Annotated in this window: 19 protein-coding genes; 4 read left to right on the top strand and 15 right to left on the bottom strand. The window is 62.0% G+C overall.

Going from position 1 to position 25,610, the window contains the following annotated elements; translation table 11 throughout:
* Positions 1-163: 163 nt before the first annotated feature.
* From zomB to glf, 5 genes are read right to left on the bottom strand one after another with little or no spacing between them, the layout of a single operon-like run.
* Positions 164-2,086 (bottom strand): flagellar motor control protein ZomB, encoded by a 1,923-nt coding sequence (gene zomB / locus MTX36_RS13095; RefSeq protein ID WP_308198225.1) that lies wholly within the window; start codon positions 2,084-2,086, stop codon positions 164-166.
* The gene (locus MTX36_RS13090) at positions 2,064-2,969 is read right to left on the bottom strand and encodes a decaprenyl-phosphate phosphoribosyltransferase (RefSeq protein ID WP_243620167.1); all 906 of its coding nucleotides are present in this window, start codon (positions 2,967-2,969) and stop codon (positions 2,064-2,066) included. Before MTX36_RS13090 ends, zomB begins: the two co-directional genes overlap by 23 nt.
* Complete coding sequence (locus MTX36_RS13085; RefSeq protein ID WP_243620166.1) at positions 2,966-3,484, bottom strand: phosphatase PAP2 family protein; 519 nt, start codon at positions 3,482-3,484, stop codon at positions 2,966-2,968. The genes MTX36_RS13090 and MTX36_RS13085 overlap by 4 nt, the downstream gene beginning before the upstream one ends.
* Positions 3,465-5,378 carry a glycosyltransferase gene (locus MTX36_RS13080; protein ID WP_243620165.1) on the bottom strand — a complete coding sequence of 638 codons (1,914 nt, stop codon included), beginning with the start codon at positions 5,376-5,378 and terminating at the stop codon, positions 3,465-3,467. Before MTX36_RS13080 ends, MTX36_RS13085 begins: the two co-directional genes overlap by 20 nt.
* Complete coding sequence (gene glf / locus MTX36_RS13075; protein ID WP_243620164.1) at positions 5,375-6,589, bottom strand: UDP-galactopyranose mutase; 1,215 nt, start codon at positions 6,587-6,589, stop codon at positions 5,375-5,377. Before glf ends, MTX36_RS13080 begins: the two co-directional genes overlap by 4 nt.
* A gap of 213 nt (positions 6,590-6,802) precedes the next feature.
* Here glf and MTX36_RS13070 point away from each other — a divergent pair, with 213 nt between their 5' ends.
* Positions 6,803-7,723 carry a VOC family protein gene (locus MTX36_RS13070; RefSeq protein ID WP_243620163.1) on the top strand — a complete coding sequence of 307 codons (921 nt, stop codon included), beginning with the start codon at positions 6,803-6,805 and terminating at the stop codon, positions 7,721-7,723.
* Here MTX36_RS13070 and MTX36_RS13065 read toward each other — a convergent pair.
* The 4 genes from MTX36_RS13065 to MTX36_RS13050 form a co-directional block, all read right to left on the bottom strand.
* Positions 7,704-8,153, bottom strand: coding sequence for a MarR family winged helix-turn-helix transcriptional regulator (locus tag MTX36_RS13065; RefSeq protein WP_243620162.1), 450 nt, complete (start codon positions 8,151-8,153; stop codon positions 7,704-7,706). The two genes, MTX36_RS13070 and MTX36_RS13065, sit on opposite strands and share 20 nt — an antisense overlap.
* Before the next feature lie 77 nt (positions 8,154-8,230).
* The gene (locus tag MTX36_RS13060) at positions 8,231-9,382 is read right to left on the bottom strand and encodes an acyl-CoA dehydrogenase family protein (protein WP_094270725.1); all 1,152 of its coding nucleotides are present in this window, start codon (positions 9,380-9,382) and stop codon (positions 8,231-8,233) included.
* A 2-nt stretch (positions 9,383-9,384) separates the two neighbouring features.
* A complete protein-coding gene (locus MTX36_RS13055) occupies positions 9,385-10,566 on the bottom strand; it encodes a thiolase family protein (protein ID WP_243620161.1) in 1,182 nt (393 codons plus the stop codon).
* Positions 10,567-10,660: 94 nt separating this feature from the next.
* Entirely contained in the window at positions 10,661-12,058 is a 1,398-nt protein-coding gene (locus tag MTX36_RS13050) for an amino acid permease (RefSeq protein WP_243620160.1), read from the bottom strand.
* 156 nt (positions 12,059-12,214) lie between these two features.
* Between MTX36_RS13050 and MTX36_RS13045 the strand changes: the two genes are divergently transcribed.
* Positions 12,215-13,708, top strand: a complete 1,494-nt coding sequence (locus MTX36_RS13045) for a PucR family transcriptional regulator (protein ID WP_243620159.1) — start codon at positions 12,215-12,217, stop codon at positions 13,706-13,708.
* A gap of 91 nt (positions 13,709-13,799) precedes the next feature.
* On the opposite strand, the gene MTX36_RS13040 is transcribed toward MTX36_RS13045, so the two are convergent.
* Positions 13,800-15,353 (bottom strand): SpoIID/LytB domain-containing protein, encoded by a 1,554-nt coding sequence (locus MTX36_RS13040; protein WP_243620158.1) that lies wholly within the window; start codon positions 15,351-15,353, stop codon positions 13,800-13,802.
* A gap of 330 nt (positions 15,354-15,683) precedes the next feature.
* Between MTX36_RS13040 and MTX36_RS13035 the strand changes: the two genes are divergently transcribed.
* Positions 15,684-17,654, top strand: a complete 1,971-nt coding sequence (locus MTX36_RS13035; RefSeq protein WP_243620157.1) for a peptidoglycan recognition protein — start codon at positions 15,684-15,686, stop codon at positions 17,652-17,654.
* Positions 17,655-17,694: 40 nt separating this feature from the next.
* Here MTX36_RS13035 and MTX36_RS13030 read toward each other — a convergent pair whose 3' ends face one another.
* From MTX36_RS13030 to MTX36_RS13020, 3 genes are all read right to left on the bottom strand, one after another.
* A complete protein-coding gene (locus tag MTX36_RS13030) occupies positions 17,695-18,516 on the bottom strand; it encodes an HAD family hydrolase (RefSeq protein WP_243620282.1) in 822 nt (273 codons plus the stop codon).
* A gap of 77 nt (positions 18,517-18,593) precedes the next feature.
* On the bottom strand, positions 18,594-19,328 hold the full coding sequence (locus MTX36_RS13025; RefSeq protein WP_243620156.1) for a 1-acyl-sn-glycerol-3-phosphate acyltransferase: 735 nt from the start codon (positions 19,326-19,328) through the stop codon (positions 18,594-18,596).
* A gap of 4 nt (positions 19,329-19,332) precedes the next feature.
* On the bottom strand, positions 19,333-20,088 hold the full coding sequence (locus tag MTX36_RS13020) for a 1-acyl-sn-glycerol-3-phosphate acyltransferase (RefSeq protein ID WP_243620155.1): 756 nt from the start codon (positions 20,086-20,088) through the stop codon (positions 19,333-19,335).
* A gap of 165 nt (positions 20,089-20,253) precedes the next feature.
* Between MTX36_RS13020 and MTX36_RS13015 the strand changes: the two genes are divergently transcribed.
* Positions 20,254-21,801, top strand: a complete 1,548-nt coding sequence (locus MTX36_RS13015) for an MBL fold metallo-hydrolase (RefSeq protein ID WP_243620154.1) — start codon at positions 20,254-20,256, stop codon at positions 21,799-21,801.
* A gap of 73 nt (positions 21,802-21,874) precedes the next feature.
* Here the strand turns inward: MTX36_RS13015 and MTX36_RS13010 are convergent, their stop codons facing one another.
* Together MTX36_RS13010 and MTX36_RS13005 are read right to left on the bottom strand one after the other, a co-directional pair.
* A complete protein-coding gene (locus MTX36_RS13010; protein WP_243620153.1) occupies positions 21,875-24,178 on the bottom strand; it encodes an Ig-like domain-containing protein in 2,304 nt (767 codons plus the stop codon).
* Positions 24,179-24,524: 346 nt separating this feature from the next.
* Positions 24,525-25,610 (bottom strand): Ig-like domain-containing protein (locus MTX36_RS13005; RefSeq protein WP_243620152.1); only part of this gene is annotated, 1,086 nt, incomplete at its 5' end.

Genomic DNA, 25,610 nt, shown 5'->3' with positions numbered 1-25,610 from the left:
CACAGGTTCCTGTGTGACAAATGAATCTCGGCAACCGAGCCGTTCTTCCCTAGTACTCACCAGAGCATTTCGGGTAGGTGAATCGTCTTCGAATACATCGACGCCGATCAGCGCGGTGTTACAGGATCGCAACACTCGCACCGAAGTTTCGCAGTGATACGCATCACTTTGCCGGCTCCGGCGGCACTAAACCACACCGCTGCAATTCGTAGGCCGGCACTCGATCGAAGCGATATTTCGCGAGATCGAATGCCTGCCGGAAGTTCTGCTTGAACCTCGGCCAGGTGAGCTCACTGCGATACGACGTGAGCAATTCCTGGGTTTCGGGGCAGGTCAGTGCGAGTTTTGCATCCGCGACCCAATCCTCGTCCAGGAAGTACGGCAACCACGGACGGACGTCCACCATTCCCGTATCGACTACTACCCAGTCCGCGTACAGGTTCTTGTCATGTCCGATTCGGCCGTCTTCGAGCCTTTCGGTGTGCGCAGCGAGCGGGTACGCCAACCCCATCTGATCGAGGACTCGAACATCGAGTCCGACGTTCATGCTCGTCATACCGAGGTTGAGGAAGAAGACGACGTGCTCGGCAGGTTCATCGATCGGCCCGGGCGGGGGAACAACGAACCACGAGTCGTAACTCGGGCCGGAGATGAGCAGCCCGCCCTCGGGCGTCGCTGCGATGGTTTCGACCATCGCTCGCATCCGCGGGTAGTCGAGGTAGTCCTCGGCCCGGATCGGATGCGCGTGGCCGGTATTGAGGGCGTAGAACGCGCGCTCGTCGACGATGCCCGAGCGTCCGACGACGGATCCTTCGGGCATGCCTGTCGTATTGGCCGCGAAAAATGCCCATACGACCGTCCCGACCCACAGCACCGCCGAAATACCGAATACTGCGCTGTCCCGGTTGCGTCCGAATGCCGCGCGAGCCGGAACACGCAGCGGGATTACGGCCACCGGAACAAGGAGGCAGAACAGCACCGGAAGCAGAACGCGTCCGTGCATGAAGTCGCCGCCGACGCGGATCGAGTAGATGCCCAGGATCAGGCCACTGCCGAGAATGAAGGTGACGACGGCGCGCGGAGTGCGCAACCAAGCCTGCAACCGAACCCAACGCGACCCTGTCGGTCCGTCAGCAGCTTCAGATGCTTGACGCCCAGGTCGGCCCGACACGACGAAGAGCAGCGCGCCGACCAACAGGAACAGCAGCGGCAGCCACAGAAGATACGGTCCGACGAGGTTCCACAGGTACGCGAAGCCCTGTGACCACTTGGCGCCACCGGCGTCTTTCGACACTGCGGTGTTGGGATACGGAAGCCCGTAGTAGCCCATCCGCCAGACTTGATACGCGACCGGAGTCAGCCCCGCGACAACCACGATCATCGCGCGAACTTTCCACGTCAGAGATGCCGAGACGACGATCATCATCAGTGCGAGCGCCCCGGGAATCGCCATCTCCGGGCGCACGAGGGGGCCGAGGCCGGCGACAAATGAAAGAACCAGAATCGACGACGTCGACGGAACAGATACTGTCGCCCACCGCACCATGAGCAGCCACAGCAGGGCGATCCAGAAAATCACCAGGCAGGTCTCGAGTCCGGACGTCGCAAAGTCTCGGGCGGGCGGGACCGCAATGTAGACAAGAACTCCGGCCGGAACCAGCAGAATCGTTCCACCGGTGGTGGGTCGCATGTCACGGTAGAGGCGGCCGGTGCCGAGCATCGCCAGGACGACGGCAGCGGTCGAGAGCACCAATGCGATTGTCAGAACAACATATTCGAGGCGGATCTGCGTCAGCCAACCGAACGCGTAGACGATGTACGTCCAGGCGGTACTCGTGTTCGCTTCGACTCGCTCCCCCGCATTGAAGACGGGGCCGTTGCCCGCGAGCAGGTTGCGCACAGTTCGCAGGACGATGAGTCCGTCGTCGGCGATCCACCGACGCTCCCACGCTCCCCAGAACATGAGGACAGCAGCAAGCACCACCCCGCCGAGGAATACTCCCCGACTCGAGGTGGTGCGCGGTGCCGCGTTGTCGGCGACCGGGTCGGCGTTGGTTGCCGACTCAGACGAGGTAAACAGCGACACCCACTACTCCGATCCACGCAATTGCGAGGAATTGCAGCACCCGATCTCCGAGCGCGATTTCCTCAGGCTCACCGGCTTCGCCGCCGTCGACGTCCACCGCGTAACGAAGCACGGCTACAACAAACGGGACCATCGAGATTGCGTACCAGTTGGTGCCCTTGAGCGCGTCCTGCTGGAAGGCCCACAAGCCGTAGCAGAGCACCAACGCCGTTGCTGCCATCGTCCACACGAACCGCAGATACGTCATGGTGTAGCTCTCGAGCGACTTGCGAATCTTGGCGCCCGTACGTTCAGCCAGTTTCAGTTCGGCGTACCGCTTTCCGGCGGCCATGAAGAGCGAACCGAATGCCATCATCAGCAGGAACCACTGCGAGAGTTCGATGCCGGCTGCCACGCCGCCGGCAATAGCCCGCAGCAGGAATCCGGACGACACGATGCAGATGTCGATGACGGCCTGATGCTTCAAGCCGAAGCAGTAGGCGAGCTGAACAACGATGTAAATGCCCATGACCACGGCGAGCTGCCAATTGGCGAAGAATGACAGTGCAATCGAACCGGTCAGCAGTACCAGTGCCATCGCATAGGCGATGTTGACGGGCAGAACTCCGGCCGCGATGGGACGGAAACGCTTGGTCGGGTGCGCTCGATCGGCTTCGACGTCCATCGCGTCGTTCACCAGGTAGATGCCCGATGCCGCCATGCAGAACACAACGAATGCCAAAGCGACGGGCAGCAGCACGTCGGTCTCGGTGGCGGTACCGGCCGCGATGGGCGCTGCCAGTACAAGAACGTTCTTGACCCACTGGCGTGGGCGGAGCGCCTTGACGATGCCGGCGGGCAGGGACTTAGGGGGTCCGCTGACCGTGGCCGCTTCCTCGCTCATTTTTCTCCAAATTTCTGTTCGACCTTGCGCACTACCGCCGCGGATGCGGCGCCCAGTGCCGCACCGGCGAGCACGTCGGTCGGGTAATGAACTCCCAGAACCAGACGCGAGAGCATCATCGGGGGCACCAGCAACGCCGGTAAGGGTAGCCCGGTGAGTCGACCGATCAGGACAGCCGCCGCCGCCGTCGAGGTTGCGTGCGAAGACGGGAAGCTCAGCTTGCTCGGTGTCGCGACGTTGACCTGCACCGACGGATCGGACGGCCGTTTACGCCGGACGACACGCTTGATCACGACGGAGGCAGCGTGCGCGCCGAACGCGCCGACGGCTGCGCCGGCCCATTCGCGTCGACGAGGCTTGTCCACGGCAGCCCCGACGGCAGCGATCGCGATCCAGCCGAGAGAGTGCTCACCGAAGTGCGACATCCCGCGGGCTACCTTGACGGCTCCCGGTAGCTGTCCGACTGTCGATTGAATTCCGGCCAGGATCTTGACTTCAGGAGATGCCGAAGACACGTTCCCACCTTTCCGTGCTGGTCAGAGCAGGAACGGCGTCCTGGTACTGCTTCTTGAGTTCGGGGAACCGAGCAGCGAGTTCGCGGCGCAACCGGGTGGCTTCCTTGAGCAGTTCGAGTGCCTGCTTCGGGTTGCGCTTGCGGTAGACGACTCCGCGGCCGTCGGCGGTGGTGACGGTGACGCCGTCGACCTGCGAGAGCAGGAACCAGCGGGCGTCGATGGTCGGCACGTTGAGCTGCGGCCGCTCGAGGTGTTGCGGCTTGGCCGGCTTTACGTTGTGGACAGCGGCCCGCAGAACACGGGTCACCTTCGCGACGGTCGTGAGCGGCAAGCTCACATCGCCGACATCGGCACCCGAAGGCAGTGGCAGCGAGGTCGACGACGGCAGTACAACGGCGTCGGAGAATTCCTTGCGCTGAGCGTGGACCTCTCCGAGTGCGGTCGGCAGCATGTTCGCGACGTGTTCGGGGCCGGCGAGGAAGTCCTCGATTGCCTTGTTCTGAATTGCGACGGTGGAGTACTCGAGGCACAGCAGATGCTTGAGAGTTGCCTTCACCGTGTTGATCACGAGGCCACGACCGTTGCCGGGCATGTGAAGTGCGGCAACGACAAGACGGTTACGGAGGTGGAAGTACGCCTGCCAGTCGATGGCATCGTCCTTGTCACTCCAGGCCATGTGCCAGATAGCGGCACCCGGAAGTGTGACGGTCGGGTAGCCGGCTTTCTTTGCGCGCAAACCGTATTCGCAGTCGTCCCACTTGATGAAGAGCGGGAGGGGCTGCTTGATTTCTTCGGCGACCTGGCGCGGGATCATGCACATCCACCAGCCGTTGAAGTCGACGTCGATGCGGCGGTGCAGCAGCTTCGATTCGCGCAGCGGCTTCTTCGAGAAATCGTGGTCGTATTCGACGTTCGGCGCGGCCGTCCACATGAAGATGCCGCGGTTGACCACTTCACCCATCACGTGGAGGTGGCTACGTTCCTGCAGGTTGAGCATCTGTCCGCCGACGAGCATCGGCGATTTCGCGAAGCGCGAGAAGGACAGGGCACGCAGGATCGAGTCGGGTTCGATCTCGATGTCGTCGTCCATGAACAGGATGTGCTGGCACGAAGTATTCTTGAGTGCTTCGTACATGATTCGGCTGTATCCGCCGGATCCGCCGAGGTTGGGCTGATCGTGAATGGTAAGCCGATCACCAAGCGCCGCAGCAGCTTCCGTAAATCCGGGTTCGTCACGAACCTTGCGAGTGCCCTGATCCGGCATGATGACGGCCTTGATCACACTGGACACCAGCGGATCGGACGCCAGTGCGGCAAGCGCTTTCACGGCGTCCGTCGGGCGGTTGAACGTCGGAATGCCAACGGCGACAGTCGCTTCGCCGGGAGCTTCGATGGGCGCGTACCAGCCGCCACTCTCGACAACGACGGCCGAGTCGGTGGTGATATCAAACCAGATCCAGCCACCATCTTCGAAGGGCGCAAGATCGACATCGAATTCCAGAGCGGAATCGCCGTCGGCAAATTCCTTGCCCTCCACGTGAATTCGCGAGGAATCAGCCTTGGAGCGGTAAATGTCGACGCGCCCGTGACCGGACAGTTCGAGACGCAGGACCACCGATTTCAGGATGGACCAGCGTCGCCAGTAGCTGGCGGGGAATGCGTTGAAGTAGGTGGCAAACGAAACCTCGGTCTCGGCGCCGAGGGCGACCGAGGTGCGCGAGGTGGAGTGCGCCCGGCGACTGTTGCTCCAGGACTCTTCCAAGTACAGGGTGCGAACGTCGAGAGGTTCGCCGGCCCGCGGCAGGATGATCCGCTGAAGCAGGGACTTGCCGAGGTAGCTCACCTCGTCGCCGCTGACAGCTTCTTCGCCTTCGAGTAGATGACGTGCGTTCATTCGCTATCCCCTGCCAATTCCGCACCCGATTCCAGATGCGGACGCAGGGTGTTCTCGAACATGGTCAGCGCGCTGGCGATGGCCATGTGCATATCCAGGTACTGGTAGGTGCCCAGGCGGCCGCCGAACAGCACCTTGTTGTCGGCAGTTTCCTTCTTGGCACGCGAGCGGTACGCGGTGACCTTGTCGCGATCCTCGGGCGTGTTGATCGGGTAGTACGGCTCGTCCGTGGACTCCGCGAAGCGGGAGAACTCGCGCATGATCACGGTCTTGTCCGCCGGGTACTGGCGTTCCGGATGGAAGTGACGGAACTCGTGGATGCGGGTGAACGGAACGTCCGCATCGTTGTAGTTCATGACCGGGGTGCCCTGGAAGTCTCCGACAGGCAGAACTTCGGTCTCGAAGTCGAGGGTGCGCCAGCCCAGTTCGCCTTCGGAGTAGTCGAAGTAGCGGTCCAGCGGGCCGGTGTAGATGACGGGCGCGTCGGGGTTTGCGCTGCGCAGTTCGTCACGGACGTCGAAGTAGTCGGTGTCGAGGCGAATCTCGATCTTCGGGTCGGTGACCATGTTCTCGAGCCACGCGGTGTAACCGTCGACCGGCAGGCCCTCGTAGGTGTCGCTGAAGTAGCGGTTGTCGAAGTTGTAGCGAACCGGCAGGCGACTGATGTTGGCTGCGGGCAGTTCGGTGGGATCCGTCTGCCACTGCTTGGCCGTGTAGTCGCGCACGAACGCCTCGTAAAGGGGGCGTCCGATCAGGGAGATCGCCTTTTCCTCGAGGTTGGATGCGTCCTTGGCGTCGATCTCGCTGGACTGCTCGGCGATGAGCGCGCGCGCCTCTTCGGGGGTGAAGTAGCGGCCGAAGAACTGTGAGACCAGACCGAGTCCCATGGGGAACTGGTACGCCTGGCCCTTGTGCAGAGCGAAGACGCGGTGCTGGTAGCTCGTGAACTCCGTGAACTGGGTGACGTAGTCCCAGACCTTCTTGTTGGAGGTGTGAAACAGGTGAGCACCGTACTTGTGGATCTCGATGCCCGTCTCCGGCTCCGCCTCGGAGTACGCGTTACCCCCCAGGTGGTGACGGCGGTCCAGCACCAGCACGCGCTTACCCAATTGGGTAGCGGCACGCTCGGCGATGGTCAGCCCGAAGAATCCCGAACCGACGACGATGAGGTCGTACTGGGCAGGGGTGGTCTCAGAATTAGCAGCGGTCACGATGAACCAGGGTATCGGACCTGCGAGGCGGGGGGTGTATTAGCAGTAGTGATCACACCTGATACCTCCCGCGGTGCGGAACCGGGGACGCTTCGGGCGTGCCCAAGCGTCATTATTAGTTGGATTTACCAATGATTGCCTTGCCAATAATTGGTGGCTCTGTTTATATGGTCGTGAACCCGGATTCATCCGACCTACCCAGGGAGCGCAACCGTGATCCAGGAACTGTCGTATATCGGCATCGCATCACCGAGGGCGGAAGAATGGAGGACATACGGAACGGAACTCCTGGGTGGCAAGCTCGCCTCCGACGGCTCCGACGGCGCAATCCGACTTGCTGTCGACGACATCAACTACCGAATCGCGATACATCCTGGAATCGAGGATGAATTCCTTTATGCCGGTTGGGGAATGGCGAATGAAACCGATCTCCGATCCTTCACCGATCACCTCACCCGAAGCGGCGTCACCGTACAGTCCGGCGATTCCGAGCTACTGAGGGAGCGACAAGTTGCCGAGTTGGTGTGGTTCACCGATCCCTGGGGAATCCGCCATGAATTGTCGTGGGGCAAGGCTGCGACTCCCTTGTCGTTCACACCCGGACGGGCAATGCGCGGCGGCTTCGTGACCGGAGATCAAGGCCTCGGCCACATCGTCCTACAGGTTCCCGACATCGAACTGGCCAACCAGTTCTACGTCGACGTTCTCGGATTTCGCCTATCCGATCGGATCACCGATGATCGCTTCACCGTGCGGTTCTACCACGTCAACGGCCGGCACCACTCGCTTGCTTTGCATGAATTCCCAGGCCATGTGGGGTTCAACCACCTCATGCTCGAGGTCGAGCAATTCGACGATCTGGGACAACTGATCGACCTACTCGATGCCCACGACACAGAAACGATGCAGACACTCGGGCGGCACACCAACGACCTTATGACGTCGACCTACATCGGAAGCCCGTCGGGGCTTCAGATCGAGTACGGATACGGCGGCCTCACGATCGACGACCTGAGTTGGGTCGCACGTACCTACAACCAACCGAGCTACTGGGGTCACAAGCGACCGGCGACAACACGCTCCCGGATACCCGGAATCGTCAAGCCTGTGGAGATCACTCCGACGGACGTGTGAGCTTGGCCAGCCCTTCCGTCAGCGACTGGCGGTCCCGCTCGGTCAACCCCCCGAAAATTATTGCTTCCAGCGCGTCGAGCGCCGCGTCTCCCTCGCGCAATTTCGCGATACCGGTGTCGGTCACAGTCACGACCTGTCGACGCCTGTCGGTTCGATCACGTTCACGCACAACGCATCCCGACTCCTGCAAGGTGTCGAGATAGGCGACGATATCGCCGGGATCGACCACGACGCGCGACGCGAGTTCTTTCTGATGACAAGGTCCGAGCTCATGGAGCGTGCTCAGGATGGCGTGGTGATTGGGAAGCAATCCGACTTCCGACAACGCGTCTGTATACGACTGTCGCACTCGCAGTGCCGCTTTGACCAGGCCGTATCCGATCCGGCCGGATAGAGGTCGGCTGGGAGGGGTCGCCTCGATCGCGGTCATTGACCCATTCTATGTGGGAGCAAAAAGTAGGTCCGGCATAGAACTGGCCGGACCTACTTTTGCGGTTCTGCGAGTTGCTACAAGCTCTTCGCGATGATGCCCTTCATCACTTCGTTGGCACCGGCGTAGATCTTCTGCACGCGGGAGTCCTCGTACATGCGCGCGATCGGGTATTCACGCATGTATCCGTACCCGCCGTAGAGCTGAACGCATCGATCGACGATGGCGCACTGCTGCTCGGTGAGCCAGTACTTGACCATCGCGGCGTCGGAGCCGTCCAGTTCACCCTTGAGGTGATCCTCGATGCAACTGTCGAGGAAAACACGGCAGGTGCGGGTGATGGTCTGGCATTCGGCCAACTCGAAGGCGGTGTTCTGGAACTCGAAGAGGCTGTGCCCGAACGCTTGACGGGCTTTTGTGTAAGCCACGGTCTCTTCGACTGCGCGTTCCATGGTGCCGATGGCCTGCGCGCCGATGATGAGGCGTTCCTGCACCAACTGCGCCATCAACTGTCCGAAGCCGAGGCCTTCGGACTCGCCCAGGAGATTCGAGACGGGAACGCGTACGTCGGTGAAGGAGAGTTCCGACGTGTCAGCTCCGTGTTGTCCGACCTTGTCCAGGACTCGGCCGACCGCAAAGCCTTCGCAGTCACGCAAGTCGACGATCAGGAGTGAGACGCCCTTGGCACCCGCCTTGGGATCGGTCTTCACGGCGAGGACGATCATGTCGGCACTGCCACCGTTGGTGATGAAGGTCTTGGACCCGTTCACCACATAGTGGTCGCCGTCCCGGATGGCCGAGGTCGTGATGGCTTTGAGGTCGGAACCGGTGCCGGGTTCGGTCATGCCGATGGCGCCCAGGATCTCGCCCGTCGCCATGCCCGGCAGCCACGCCTGCTTCTGCTCCTCGTTACCGTACTCGAGGACGTAGTGCGCGACGATTCCGCTGTGTACGGAGTTACCGAGCGCGTAGTCGCCGCAGTATCCCTGCGCCTCGAAGATTGCGAGGTCGTGCGCGAATGTTCCACCGCCGCCACCGTATTCCTCGGGGATGGAGCAGCACAGGAGTCCGAGCTTGCCGGCTTCGAGCCACACGGAGCGGTCGACGCGATGCTGGCTGTCCCACTGCTCGCGCTTGGCGATCAGTTCACGATCGAAGAATCCACGGGCCAGTTCGGCTACTGCGGTGATCTCGTCGTCGTACCACGACGGCTTGCGTTTGGTCGCCATGATCAGACTCGCTTCAGCAGTGCTGCGAGTGCCTGGCCGCCGCCGATGCACATGGTGACGATGCCGTATTCGAGGTCGTTGCGAACCATGTCGCGAGCCGCGCGCAGGGTGAGGATGGCTCCAGTGGCGCCGACGGGGTGTCCGAGCGCGATGGCTCCGCCGTACGGGTTGGTCTTCTCGGGGTCGAGGCCGGCGTCACGGATGACGGCGATGGCCTGCGAGGCGAAGGCTTCGTTGACCTCGGCGATTCCGATATCGGCCGGGCTGAGTCCGGTCTGCTCGAACAGCTTCTTCAGTGCCAGGACGGGCGCGTAACCCATCAGAGCGGGGTCCATGGCTGCCGTCGTGACGGCTTCGAGGGTGACCAGTCCGGTCAGTCCGCGCTCGGCAGCGGCGGTGCCGGTGGCGAGTACCAGTACGCCGGCGCCGTCGTTGATTCCCGACGCGTTGCCGGCGGTGACGGATCCGCCTTCTTCGAATGCGGGGCGCAGTTTCGCGAGGGTTTCCATCGTGGTGCCGGGCTTGGGGTGCTCGTCTTCGGTGACGGTGACGGAGCGTCGGCCACCGGTTTCGACGGGAGTGATTTCTTCGGCGAAGGCAGCCTTGGCGGCGGCAGTGGCTGCGCGACGCTGTGATTCGACGGCAAATTCGTCCTGCTGCTCGCGGCTGACGCCGTACTTGCGGGCGACGGCTTCGGCGGTGCGGCCCATGTGGGCGTTGCTGAAGGGGTCGGTGAGCATCGCGACGGTGCCGTCGACGAGGCTGCGGTCGCCCAGCTTGTAGCCGGAGCGGGCCGCAAAATCGTAGAACGGCATGCGGGACATGCTCTCGTCGCCGCCCGCGAGGGTGATGGCGGCGCTGCCCCAGCGCATCTGCTGAGCGGCAGACCAGACGGCCTGCAGGCCACTGCCGCAGAGGCGGTTGACGGTGTAGGCGGGAACGTTCTCGGGCAGGCCGGCAGCGATGCCGACGCGGCGTGCGTTGTAGGCGTCGGGGCCGACCTGGCCGATGCAGCCCATGACAACCTCGTCGATGTCCTCGGCGGCAACTCCGGCGCGGTTCAGTGCAGCTTTCGCTGCGGTGGCGCCCAGCTCGTGTGCGGGGACGTCTTTGAAGACGCCGCCGAAGCTACCTACCGGGGTACGAGCCCCGTCGACGATGACGATCGGTTCGGGAGTAGTCATGGGTTGTCCTCATCTGCTGTGCGCACGCGCGAAGATTCTTCTGTCCGTGGCCGATACTAGGACATCGAAGTATCTCGCAGATGAGGACGTTCGGTCAGGACGTGGCCGCGGACTCACCTTCGAGTTCGACGGTCTTCTTGTCGTCGTTCCGATAGCGGTAAAGGCCGATTCCCACCAGGATCACTGCGAGAGCAAGCGAAACCACCATCTGGCTACGGGTGGATTCGAGCACCACCATGCCGACGCAGAGACCCAGGATCGCGACGATCGTGGCGTAGGTCAGGTACGGGAAGAGCCACATCTTCAGTTCCAGTTTCACGCCTTCGGCTTCGAGCTTGCGGCGCGTCCGGAGCTGGGAAACGGCGATGACGAGCCAGACGAAGAGCGCGATCGCGCCGGACGAGTTGACCAGGAAGAGGAAAACCTTGTCCGGGGACAGGTAGTTCATGCCGACGGTCAGGAAGCCGACGATGGTCGAGACGAAGACTGCGCGCATGGGGACGCCGGTCTTCTCGATGCGCCGGAGCGACTTGGGGGCGTCGCCGCGGCCGGCAAGCGAGAAGATCATGCGACTCGCGGTGTACAGGCCGGAGTTGAGGCAGGACAGCACGGACGTAAGGACGACGACGTCCATGATGTTGCCGGCGCCGGGAATGCCGAACGAGTCCATGACGGCGACGTACGGGCTGAGTGCGACGGAAGCGCTGTCCCAGGGAAGAAGTGTGACGACAACGGCGATGGAGCCGATGTAGAAGATGAGGATTCGCCAGACGACAGACTTGACTGCGGCGCGAACAGCGTGGACCGGGTTGGCCGATTCACCGGCGGCGATAGTGGCGATCTCGGCTCCGAAGAAGGAGAACACCACCACAAGGACCGCGGCTAACATCGCTCCCGCGCCGTTGGGAAGGAATCCGCCGTGTCCGGTCAGGTTGCTCATTCCGGGTGCTTCGACGCCGGGCATGAGGCCGAGGATCGCAAGGATGCCCATTGCGAGGAACGCGATGATGGCGACGACCTTGATGGACGCGAACCAGAATTCGAACTCACCGAAGGCCTTGACCGAGATGATGTTGGTCAGGGTCAGCACGATCATCAGGATCAGCGCCCAGGTCCACTGCGGAACGCCCGGCACCCAACGGTTCATGATGAGCGCGCCCGCGGTTGCCTCGATGCCGAGGACGATAATCCAGAACCAGGCGTACAACCAGCCGATGGAGAAGCCTGCCCAGCGTCCGATGGCCTTGTCCGCGTAGGACGAGAACGATCCGGTTTCCGGGGACGCCGACGCCATTTCACCGAGCATGCGCATCACGAGGATGACGACCACTCCGGCAAGGGTGTACGAGATGAGGACGCCGGGGCCGGTTTCACGGATTGCGACACCGGAGCCGACGAACAGTCCGGCACCGATGACACCTGCAATGGCGATCATCGACAGATGCCGCTGCTTCAGCGTGTGCTGAAGCGCGGGCTGGTCGGTGCTGGACATCAGGGCTCCTTCTGGATCTGGATCAGTACTTCGAGGTAAATCGGTACTTTGCGGTAGCCAGTGTCGAACCTCGAGCCACTTCCAGGAAGGCTCCACTTTGTACAAACGTGATCACAGGCACTACAAAGCGGCGAATTTGGGTGGCAGACTGTACGCATGCCGATCACCATCCGTCAGCTTTGCGGCACCGAGCTGTTAAGTCTACGCGTGTTGACCGGACACGATCAATTAAATCGCCCGCTGACCTGGGCACATGCTTCCGAATTGCAAGATCCGACGCCCTTCCTGGACGGCGGTGAATTACTACTTCTCACGGGGGTGTCACTGCCCACTACAGCGGCAGAAACTACCCGATTCGTCCGGACTCTGGTCGCAGCCGGAATTGCCGGAATTGGATTCGGAACTGGCCTGCACTACGACGAAGTACCGCGAACTCTGATCGACGCGACCTCGCATTTCGACATCCCGTTGATCGAAGTCCCACTGCAAACTCCGTTCATCGCCATCACCAAGGCCGTGTCACGGGCCCAATCCGACGACGACATGAAGCAACTTCGAAACAACTACCAAAGCCTGCGCCGGCTACTGCAAGCTGCGCTGACAGTCAACGGGACGCGCGCCGTGGTACGCCGCGTCGCGGAATTGATCGGCGGCTGGGCCGGGTTGCTCGACAGCGCGGGCCACATGGTCGAGGTATCGCACGGCCCGGCGATCAGCGGAGTGGAACGCACAGCGTCCGAACGCCAGGCTCGGCCGATGGAGGTCAGCTTTCTCACAAGCGACAACGAGGACGTGATTTCGCATCCGCTGTTGACATCGACCGGCAAGTTGATGGGATATCTCGTCGCGGGATGTCCGGGCGCGGTCGGGTCCTTGAACCAGGGCATCGTCATCGCCGCGTCTTCACTGCTGACTCTGATGACCACCCGGGCGCGTGACGCCCAGTTGACGATGAACCAACTGCGTTCGGTCGCGATGCATCAACTCTTCGAAGGGCAGAACACCCTCGCCCGCGATATTTCCGGGGAACTGTGGGGAGGTTTTCCGGTCGAGCCGTTCCAGGTCTTTCATGTTGCCGGGAGCAGTGGCCTGCTGGAAAGCGTGTCCGTCTCATTGCTCGACGGCCTCAGCCGCGATCTCGCTTTCGGGATTACCGACGATGCGCTGACCGTGGTCGTGTCGGCTACAGACAGTGGACGAATCCTCGCGCGCATCGAAGAGGTCGACGTAACCGTCGGCGTTTCGGACGTTCTGTGGTGGGAGGACCTGTCCCGGGCCAGACGGCAGGCGGCGCAGGCTGCGGCCGAAGCAAGTTCACGTGACCTCCGCTCGATGCGGTTCGCGGAACTTTCGGAGAGCGGCTTGTCTGCGTTCCTCGACCAAGATCGGTCGACGGCCTTTGCGGCAGCCCACCTGCGTCCACTTCTCGAGGCGAAGGGCGGTAGCGAGTTGTATCGGACCTTGGCTATGTGGCTGGCCCACAACGGAGTCAACGACACTACGGCGACGGCCTTGAACGTCCATCGGCATACGTTGCGCAGCAGACTTTCTCGTATCGAGGTTCTTCTCGGGCTCGACCTCGGCTCGCCCACCGAGCGGGCCGAACTGTGGCTCGAGTATCGCCTTCTCGGGGATGCCCCCACCGCCTGAGCCGGCTTCTGAACGACCTGAAGGGTCCCACCGGATTGCGGTGGAACCCTTCAGAGCCGTTTCGTGCGAGGTGCTACCGACCGACCTTCCCCTAGCTTTCGCCCGTCGGTATCCACTCGCGGAGCACGTTGGCATCTACTACCTGCGCACCCAAAACCTTGGTCCAGATAATGGTCCCGTTCTCGTAAACGCGGAAGGTGCCGGCCTCGGACGGCAACTGCATTTCCGGTCCGGCCGGAGCGCCGAGGGAACCGGAGGGACCCCCGAACTCACGATACTTAGCATCGATCTGCGACTCGCCCACCGTACCGGACGCTTGAGCAATTGGCGAATTAGCTTCTGCTACTACAGATTCCGATACCGGGGGCGCTACCACATCAACGTCGTTACCGATAGTGAACCAGTCGGATTTCAGCCCCAGTTTCACCCTCGCCTGCATACCCGTCACCCCGACCGTGGCGTTTGTGCCCACAACTTCGAGCGCTGTCACGCGGCCGCCGCCATTCCCCAACCCGTTACGGGAGACAACCCTCAAAGACTGCAGCTCACCGACTCCGAATGCTTCCGCGATCTCTCCCGCAGTCAATGTCTGCGTCCAGTCATGAGTGGGAGCGATGGTGTCACCTTCGTCGGCCACTGCGGGGAACTCACCGCCGGAACTGTAACCACCTGTGGATGAAGAGAATTCGGTTGCCACAATCTGTCCGTCACGCGAAAGTACAGCTCCGCTGGTGGTGCGCACGGCCTCCGTAGTGCGAGGATCCTCCTTGCTCGCACCGCCGTACACCTGGCAGTCCTGGGTGTCGCAGGTATCCGAGTAAGAGCTTCGATGCTCGACGGCAGCGTACGAACGTGCTGCTATAGCCTGCGCCCGCAATGCCTCCGCTCCGCCACTGTCAGCCCAGTCAGCCTTAGCCTCGACCGGAACAACACCGAGAAGGTAATCCTCCATGTCGAGCAGATTGACGGTCCGCGCAGATCCGCCGTCGAGCACAACTCCGAGCGCACCCCGATACGGAGAGTTGTTGTCGCACAACGTCAAAAACTGATCAGCAGGCCGATCCGGAGACAAGTCGATCGGATCCACCCACGGATGATCCGTGACCGCTTCCCAGACCACTCCGCCGCCGCACCCGCTGGTGACAACCACATTTGCGCCGCCGCCCGGCAAGGCCGTCAGGTGCGCAGCTTCCCCCGGAGCAGTGCGCTGCCCGTTCACGACCATCCCGGCAGCGGAATAGACGTCGAGCGTCGCATTGTCCTGAGCGGTGAGTCGCACACTCATCTGAGCGGGCGGCATGGTGTCGAGCAGAGTGCCGCCGTAGTAGTGGCTGAGAATTCGCTCGCCGGACCATCCTTGGTTTTTGGCGTAACCGTAGGCGCCCCACTGGCCCATGCCGCGGCCGTGACCGTTGCCGTGACCGGACAACGTGAATTGCGTGTCGGCGGAGACGACTGGCACGATCGACGGTTCGTCGACTTGGAACGCCCCGATTCCGCCGACGGCGATTCCCAGAGCGAGGGCGGGAACCAACCCGAGCACCGAGATACGCATGACGGAGCGGCGTCGGCCGGGACCGCCCACCAAAAAGTAGCGCCCACCAGGCGTCTTACCTGCAGTTCCGCTTCTTTCGCTCTTCGCCATCGACGCTCTCCTGATCACCGCCGGACTCACGGGGTTGCGAAGTCGGGTCTCCGCACGTGGTCCAGTCCACAACGATTGAGTAAAGTCTCACCCTAAGGTTGAGCGTTATGGACTTGTGTGACTAGTGTTGCAAGAGTGCCCGGACTTAGCAACACCAGTCACACGAGTCACACCAGCATCACGAGTTGCAGACATATGCGTCCGAAAGACGGCGTTGATCCGCGTAACACGGCCTCCGACCTGCTCGGATCCGGTTCGGGTCAATTCCACTCGAGGCCGTAACCGGCCCTGAAATTCGCTCGTAAGTAACTACAACCGAGGAGTATCCCCTTGCCACACCGTCGACCTAAGACCTCATTCGTACTTGGGGCCGTAGCCGTACTGGCTGTCGCAAGTCCGTTTGCGGTGTACGGCCTCACCAACTCCACGCCCGATGTCCGTTCGGCAAACGAATCGTCATCCGTGGTGGCCCCCACCCAGATCTCGGAAATACTCCTCGCGTCGGTTCCGGACATCATCATTCCGATCAAGGAGCTGACCGGCCTCGATCTGCCCGACATCAACCTGAGCGATCTCAAGAGCCTGATCCCCAAGGATCTCCAGCTTCCCCCCGGAATCACGATTCCGACGGAACTGCTCCCGGCTCCCGCAGCCCCCGGCGCCGTCACCGAAACCCCGGTTCAGAGCGAAGAAGTACCCGGAGCCGTCGTCAAGCAACTGACTCGCGACACTCCTTTCAGCATGGTTGCGTTGACCTCCGACACCGTCGACTCGGCGAAGTCCAAGATCCGCGCCCTGTCCGAAGACGGCATCTGGGGCCCGTGGTTCACACCCGACGCCATTGATTCCGCAAGCTCTGACCAGGCCACGAACAGTGGCAGCGCAACTGAACCCGTCTATGTCGGCCTTACCAAGGCCATCCAGATTCTGACGCCACCGAGCGCACCGGCACCGGTCGCAGAACTGGCACCCGCAGCCGCACCGGTGGCGGAAGCTCCTGTTGCCGAAGCTCCCGTTGCCGAAGCTCCCGTTGCCGAAGCTCCCGTTGCTGAAGCTCCCGTATCTGAGGCTCCCGTGGCTGAAGGCGAACTCGGTTACACCCCGGCATCGGTATCCAAGCCGCTCCACCAGGTCGAGACCACCGCCGACGCCGTCACCGCAGTGCTGATCGATCCGAGCGCCCGCGACTCTGATTCCAATCTGCAGACAGTTGCCGCACCGATCGCCACTGGCGGACCGGCAGTGATCACTCGCGCCCAGTGGGGTGCCGACGAGTCCAAGCGGTGCCAGAATCCGACGTACGACGACGGCTTGGGCGGCGCGACCGTGCACCACACCGCCGGCAACAACAACTACTCGAAGGGCGAATCAGCCGGGATCGTCCGCGGCATCTTCGCGTACCACGCACAGACGCTGGGCTGGTGCGACGTCGGATACAACGTCCTCGTCGACAAGTACGGTCAGATTTTCGAAGGCCGCGCAGGCGGACTCGACAGGCCGGTTCAGGGCGCTCACGCCGGCGGTTTCAACGAGAACACCACCGGCATCGCGATGATGGGTGACTACTCCAACGTGCAGCCTTCGCAGGCAATGCTGAACTCGGTTGGCCAGTTCCTCGGATGGAAGCTCAAGAAGGCCGGACTCAATCCGCTGGGCACCACCGTCATGTACTCCGAAGGCACCCAGTTCACCCAGTATCCGCAGGGAGCGGCTGTCACCCTGCCGATCATCTTCGCGCACCGCGACGTCGGATACACCGAGTGCCCGGGCAATGCGGCGTACTCCCACATGGGTGAAATTCGTCAGATCGCAGCGGCAGCCGCAAACGGGGCCGGTCCGAGCAACCCCAGCCCGAACGTGCCGAACCCCAGTCCGAACCCCAAGCCTCAGACACCCGCAGACACGGTCTCCGGTGGCACAGGTTCGGTCAGTGACCTGGTCAACCAGGTCATCCAGATGACCGACAGCTCACCGCTGGTTCAGAAGTGGATCGCCGAAGGTGGCGACTTGGGCCGTCTCGGTGAGGCGATCACGGGCGAACTGCAGGCGAAGTTCGGCAACCTGGGAGCGTTGTTCCAGAACGGCGCTATCTACACCTCTCCCAACGGCGGCGTGTACACCGTCCTCGGTGAGATCTTCAAGGCTTGGCAGAGCTTCGGATCCGACTCCGGTGTTCTCGGACTCCCCATTTCGGACGAGTACTTGATTCCGGACGGATTCCGCAGCGACTTCGAGAACGGTTCCCTGATCTTCAACCAGATCACGGGCATCGTCACCCAGATCATGAAGGCTGTCGGCTAACAGTTTCGAAGCTAGATTCACCCTCGGGCGCTGGTGTGTATTACAACCACCAGCGCCCGAGGACTTTTGCTACCCCGTCGCGTGAATTGGTGTCGGTGACCTCGTCGGCTGCGGCCTTGGCATCAGCGTGTGCGTTGCCCATCGCGACGCCGAGATCTGCCAGCGCAAGCATCGGGATGTCGTTGGGCATGTCACCGAACGCAACCAGCCCGGAAAGATCGAACCCGAACTGCTCGGCCGCACTCACCAGGCCCGATGCCTTCGTGACACCCGGCGCCGAGAGCTCGATCAGACCGTTTTCCGTGGAAAACGTCATGTCGGCGAGAGTCCCGACATGCGAGGCCAACGCGTCGTACATTGCGGTGCTGGTCATGCCCGGCCGACGGATCAGCAGTTTGACGGCCGGCGCTGCCAGGACGTCGTCCTCGGACATCTCGGTGTTGTCGGGGTTGAGCCAGGCGTGTTCGTAGTCGGGTGAGCTGACGAACTGCGGTGTTGCGGCGTCGTGTGCACTGGCGCCCACTCGTTCAGCTGCCAGGCCGGCACCGGGAAGTGCGTGGAGCGCCAACTCCGAGAGTTCGACAAGAGCCTCGACCGAGAGAGTGGCGGCACTGAGCACCCGGTCCGTGTAACTGTCGTAGACGACCGCGCCGTTTGCGCAGACGGACAACGGTGCGTAACCCAAACTTTCGACGACCGGCGAAATCCAGCGCGGTGGACGCCCGGTCGCCAGCAAGAACGGTGTTCCCGATTCCACGACGGCATGAATAACCTCGCGAGTACGGGCACTGACCAGCTCGTCGTCGTTGATGAGGGTGCCGTCGACATCGGTCGCGACCATGGTTGGTCGGTCTGGGCTGATCTGACGGTCTGGGCTCACCCCGCCATTGTGCCTGCCAGGTACGACAGCGGCGCGCTCAGCTGGCTCTCTTCGCAGGCTCAGCGCTCTCTCTTCGCACGTTCCTGCGCGTCGATCGCGGCGGCTTCCTCGGGCGTCGGCGCCCCTCCCCCGAGTCGACGCGGCACCCAATACGCACCCGGTTCGTGAACGAAACCGTCCTGGACGTGGCGCAAAATTGCGTCCATCTCGATGCGCAGGATCTCGCTGAGGGCCTCGGCCGGTTCGACGGGTTCGATCGCGGAGCCAACTTCGACGGATATCGGAAACTTGTTGCGGCCCAAATTCTTCGGCCCGCCTTTGGTGACAAGCCGCTGGGCGCCCCAGACAATCACCGGGATGATCGGAACGCCCGCTTCGATGGCCATGCGGGCGGCGCCGGACTTGAATTCCTTGATCTCGAAGCTCCGACTGATCGTCGCCTCCGGGTACACCCCCACCAACTCGCCACGACGTAGGGCGTCGACGCCGACCCGGAAGGCTTCGGCACCGGCGGACCGATCCACTTCGATGACACCGCAGCCTCGCATGAGGAAACCGAGAATCTTGTTGTCGGCCAGTTCCGTTTTTGCCATCAACCGAAGCTTGCGCTTCGTTTCACCCACCGCGAGAGCTGCCTGGACAAAATCGACGTAGCTCGTGTGATTGATCGCCAGTACCGCGCCGCCCGTAGGCGGAATGTTCTCGAGTCCCGTGCGGGTGACCGCCAAACCCTGAAGGCGGCAGAGGACACGCGCGATGCCCTCCACTGCGCTGTAGACGGGTTCGACGGCCATCAGCTCATCCTTCCGACTTACGTGCCTCGCGTGCTTTCGCTTTTGCCTCGGCTTCTTCGGCGTCCATCTTGTCGGCCTGCTCGAGGGTGGGTGCGCTGCCGCCGAGTCGCGCCGGCACCCAGTATTCGCCGGCCGGGTGCTGGTAGCCCTTCTGCGCTTCGAGCAGCAACTCCTGCATCGTCGAGTGCAGCTTCGCGGTCAATTCACTGGCCGGCTCGAACGGGGCGATCGGCTCGCCGACAACGATCGAGATCGGAGTGTTGGTGCGCCCCAATCTCTTCGGGAACCCCTTGGTCCAGACGCGCTGCGCACCCCAGATCGCGACGGGGATGATCGGAACACCGGCCTCGATGGCCATGCGAGCGGCACCGGACTTGAATTCCTTGATCTCGAAGCTCCGACTGATCGTCGCCTCCGGGTACACGCCCACCAGTTCGCCACGCTTCAAGAAGTCGACGGCAGCCTGGTAGGAATCGGCGCCGGCGCCACGATCCACCGGGATGTGCTTGAGTGCGCGCATGATCGGGCCGGAAATCTTGTTGTCGAAAACTTCCTTCTTGGCCATGAACCGGATGTAGCGCTTGGGCGTGCGCGCCGGCAGACCTGCATACGTGAAGTCCATGTATCCGGTGTGGTTGATGGCGATCACCGCACCGCCGGACGCTGGGATGTTTCGATCACCCTGGACCGAGAACTTCAGGCCTTCGAATGCGAAGACGGTACGGGCGATGCCGATGACTGTTCTGTATACGGGGTCCACGGGTCCCCAGCCTAGCCGTCAACCCGTGATCTGACCCACCGTCCGGGTGGGCGTTTTCAGCGGTGACGTCGGTTTATTTGCAGTGCTCAGGGGTTGCTTGATCGAGGGCCCTCCGCAGAGGGCCTACGCTGGTAGCGTCGCTCAGCTCTTTCAGGAGGCATACCAGTGCAGGTCACCAGCGTCGGTCACGCCGGATTTCACATCTCGACCACTGCAGGATCAATCCTGTGCGATCCGTGGGTCAACCCCGCCTATTTCGCGTCGTGGTTCCCGTTCCCCGATAACACGGAGTTGGACTGGGATGCCATCGGCAATTGCGATTACCTCTACGTGTCGCACCTCCACAAGGATCATTTCGATCCGGAAACCCTGAGCAAGCACGTCAACAAGGACGCCACCGTCCTGTTGCCGGACTATCCGGTGCCGGATCTCAAGCGCGAACTCGAGAAACTCGGCTTCCACAAGTTCTTCGAAACCGAAGACTCCGTCAAGCACACCGTTTCAGGCCCCAAGGGTGACCTGGAGATCATGATCATCGCGTTGCGCGCCCCGGCCGACGGCCCGATCGGCGACTCCGGCATCGTGATTTCCGACGGCGAGACCACCTGCTTCAACATGAACGACGCTCGTCCCGTCGACATGGATGTGCTCGGCGAGCAGTTCGGCAAGATCGACATCCACCTTCTGCAGTACTCGGGCGCCATCTGGTACCCGATGGTCTACGACATCCCCACCGGCACCAAGCGCAACTTCGGTAAGCAGAAGCGTCAGCGTGGCATGGACCGCTGCCGTAGCTACATCGAGCAGGTCGACGCAACCTGGGTGGTTCCGTCGGCCGGCCCGCCGGTCTTCCTCGACGATGCTTTGCGCAGCCTCAACGACGATCACGGCGACGAAGGCAACATCTTCCCCGACCAGATCGTGTTCCTCGAGCAGATGCGGATCCACGGAAACAACGGCGGGCTCTTGATGATCCCCGGCTCCATTGTGGATATTCACGGATCCGAAGCTGTTCTTTCCCATCCGATTCCGGATTCCGACGTAGATGCCATCTTCTCGAACAAGGCCGAGTACATCGAGAACATGGCCAAGAAGATGGCGCCTGTCCTCGCAGCCGAAAAAGCTACGTGGGCGTCGGCCGAAGGCGAGCCGCTCCTCGAGCCCCTGCGAGCGAAGTTCGAGCCGATCATGGCGCAGTCCGACGTCATCTGCGACGGCATCGGCTACCCGGTGGGCCTCGTCATGGGCGACGAGACAGTGGTTCTCGACTTCCCGAAGCGAATCGTCCGCGCACCCATCGACGGTGAAGGCAAGTACCGCTACGGATTCCGCATCGCACCCGAGTTGGTTCGTACCGTCCTGCGCGACGACGAGCCCGACTGGGTCAACACCATCTTCCTCTCCACCCGCTTCGAGGCCTGGCGAGTGGGCGGCTACAACGAGTTCCTGTACACGTTCTTCAAGTGCCTCACCGACGAGCGCATCGCCTATGCCGACGGTTGGTTCTCCGAAGCTCACGACGACACCGCATCCATCGAGATGGGTGGCTACGAAATTCAGCGTCGTTGCCCGCACCTCAAGGCCGATCTCACCAAATTTGGTGTGGTGGAAGGCAACAAGCTCACGTGCAACCTGCACGGCTGGCAGTGGGATCTCGACACCGGTACCTGCAAGACCTCGCGGGGCCACGACTTGCGAACACGCAAGCTCTGATCCCCGAATAGACAATAGCGGGGCTGGAAGGTCATCAGACCTTCCAGCCCCGCTTTGTTTTACGAGTTACCTGTTACGAACCGAAGATGTTCCCCAAGGAACCCAGCGAACCCGTTCCACCGGTTCCGTCGTCCACAGCGGTGATGTCGATCGTCGACGGAGTCGAAATCGACGTCTTCACACCCAAACCACCACTGAACACTGCAGTGACCGTGTGACTACCCGTTGTCGTGAAGACGTGATCAAGAACAGCAACACCATTGACCACATTCACAGCAGCACCCAAAGGCACAGTGCCCTCGAAGAACTGGACCGTACCCACACTGCCCATCGGCGACACATTCGCCTTCAACGACGCAGCTGTACCCACAACACCCGATGCCGGAACCGTCAACGTCGTTGTCGAGTCCGCATCGATCGGCGTCTCTACCGTCACATTGACCGAAGCCTCATTTGACGTCGAACCAGCCAACGTACCGGCACCGCTGTACACAGCAGTCACAGTCGCCGTGCCTGCACCAGTGAACGTGTACGGCAACGTCGCCGCACCATTGACCACCGGAGCGCTGCCGACACTGTTGCCGTTGACCTTGAAGTCAACCGTGCCACCCGACGGAGCCGGATCACCTGAAGGTTGACCAGCAACAGCAGCAGAAAGATCCAGTGCTACACCGACCTTCGCTTCACCGGCAACACTGAGCACCGTCGTCGACGTCGTGTCGACTACAACCGGATCAGAGACCGTCACCGTCGACGGACCAGCCGACGAAGCAGTGAAACCCGCACCCGAGAAATCCGCCGACACCGACTGCACACCCACAACAGCAAACACATGCGACAACGTCGCCGCACCATTGACCACCGGAGCAGTACCGATCTCAACACCGGCAACCTTGAACGAGACCGTGCCCGCCGCCGAAGCCGGAGTAACAGTCGCCGTCACATCAACCGAAGCACCAGTCTCAGCAGCAGCCGGAACACCCAGCACCAAAGTCGTTGCCACATCAACAGGGGCCGGATCAGAGACCGTCACCGTCGACGGACCAGCCGACGAAGCAGTGAAACCCGCACCCGAGAAATCCGCCGACACCGACTGCACACCCACAACAGCAAACACATGCGACAACGTCGCCGCACCATTGACCACCGGAGCAGTACCGATCTCAACACCGGCAACCTTGAACGAGACCGTGCCCGCCGCCGAAGCCGGAGTAACAGTCGCCGTCACATCAACCGAAGCACCAGTCTCAGCAGCAGCCGGAACACCCAGCACCAAAGTCGTTGCCACATCAACAGGGGCCGGATCAGAGACTGTCACAGTGACCGGAGCCGAAGCAGCGCCAGTGCCAACAACATTCGCAGCAACAGCAGTCACGGTCAGGGTGCCGGCCGCGCTGGTGACGATGTCGCAGCTGAAAGCACCTGCTGCGGTTGCGGTTGCGGTGCACGTCTTGTCACCCGCAGTGACCGTGACCGAAGAGTTGGCTTCGGCCTTGCCGGAAACCGTGACCGTACCGCCGACGACGACGGACGCCGGGGTGACAGACAGGTCGGTCGGGGCCGCCGGTGCGGTCGGAGCCGCAGCGACGGTGCCGGTCTGCGCGGCCGAAGTCGATATCGCGTAGGTGGCGTCGCCGAGGTACTTCGCGGTGACCGAGAAGGGCTGACCGGCATCAGCGCCGGTCGGGGTCCACGCGTAGGTGGCGGTGCCGTTGGCGATCGTGCCGGTACCCAGGAGGGTGCCGTTGTTGCGGAATTCGACGGTGCCGGTGGCACCGGCAGAGACAGTGGCCGTCAGCGTCGAAGCTCGATCTGACTGCGGGGCCGGGGCAACCGCGAGGGCAGTCTGCGTCGCAGACTTCGCGACCGTCAGAGACGGACCCGCATTGGCGGTCTCGGAGCCCAGGCTCTGGTTCGAGCTGATCCCGGCGCCCGTGATCAGGGCGATGTCCCGGGCACAGTTTGCGCCGACGGTGTAGTTGAGCGTGTAGTCGATGTTCCGGTTGGCGGCGCTGCGGATCCACGAACCCGTCATGCTCACATAGGTCGCGTTGGTCGCGTTGGTAGTGACGCCATCTCCGTTGACCTTTGACGAGTTCGCGACGTACGTCAGGCAGGCCGGATGAATGTCCTTTAGGGCGCTGATAGTCGGAGCAAGGCCGCCATTCCAGCGAATCGCATTGGTGACGGTGATCGTGTCGCCCGGAGCGGGCGTGCCGTTGCTGATCGTTCGGTTGAACGTCCACTGGCCGGAGTTCGTCGACTGGTTCACTGACGCAGCGGACGCCACGGGGGCGCCGAACGTCGCGGCGAAGCCCACCGCTATCACTGCGGTACTCGCGCCGGCTAACAGCCGACGTAACTTTTTGTTTTTCACGTTCTTCGAGCCTCTCATTGGATGCACTGACTGAAACGGAACAACCGCCGCAGCCAGTGCCACAACAGCAGTTGAGCTAAATCTGGAAATGCTGTGCGCCTTCATCGACCAAAACCAGTAGTGAATGCGCACAGCAGATATTGATCAGGACCCGAAGTAAACCCCACCGGGTGAGCCTGTTCCGCCGGTGCCACCACTGAAGACGGCGGTGACCATTACCAACAGGCTGCTTGACCGTTGCGGTTCCCGGCGTGTTGAGCTCAGTGACGCGAACAGCGGGGCTGAAAGGTCGTCAGACCTTCCAGCCCCGCGTCGCGTTACGGGTAAAGAACCATCATCGGCCGTCCTACGAGCCGAAGATGTTACCCAGCGAACCGAAGATGTTACCCAAGGAACCCGAACCACCGGGTGGGGTAGTCGCTTCGGTGACGTTGATCGTCGACTCAGCCGATTCCGACGCATTCATCCCGGGACCACCGCTGAACACTGCAGTGATCGAATGATTTCCCGTGGTGGTGAAGACGTGATCAAGAACAGCAACCCCATTGACCACATCTACCGCTGCACCCAACGGCACATTGCCCTCGAAGAACTGCACAGTGCCTACGCTGCCCAAAGGCGAAACATTCGCCTTCAACGACGCAGCTGTGCCCACAACACCCGTAGCCGGAACCGTCAATACCGTCGTCGTATCCACATCAACTGGCGTTTCGACAGTGACATTGACCGCAGACTCGTTCGACGTCGAACCAGCCAACGTACCGGCACCGCTGTACACAGCAGTCACAGTCGCCGAACCGGGTGCGGTGAACGTGTACGGCAACGTCGCCGCACCATTGACCACCGGAGCGGTACCGACACTGTTGCCGTTGACCTTGAAGTCGACCGTGCCACCCGACGGAGCCGGATCACCCGAAGGCTGACCGGCAACAGCAGCAGAAAGATCCAGCTCCACACCGACCTTTGCTTCACCGGCAACACTGAGCACCGTCGTCGACGTCGTGTCGACTACGACCGGATCAGAGACCGTCACCGTCTGCGCAGCAGCCGACGAACCCACAAACCCAGCCGCCGGAACAAAATCCGCCGTCACCGAATGCGAACCCGAAACATTGAACGCATGACTCAACGTCGCAGCACCACCGGCAACCGCAACCGGCCCACCGATATTGGTGCCACCATCACGGAACTGCACAGTGCCCACAGCATCAGCCGGAGTCACCGTCGCCGTCAGATCAACAGCCACATCCGTCGTCGCAGCAGCCGGAACAGCCAGCGCCAAAGACGTTTCCACATCAACCGGAGCCGGATCAGAGACCGTCACCGTCTGCGCAGCAGCCGACGAACCCACAAACCCAGCCGCCGGAACAAAATCCGCCGTCACCGAATGCGAACCCGAAACATTGAACGCATGACTCAACGTCGCAGCACC

Source organism: Rhodococcus sp. ARC_M6 (assembly GCF_022810305.1).
Classification (GTDB): Bacteria; Actinomycetota; Actinomycetes; order Mycobacteriales; family Mycobacteriaceae; genus Rhodococcus_F.
The sequence above is the reverse complement of the archived record's forward strand: the minus strand, read 5'-3'. Positions and strand labels throughout refer to the sequence as shown.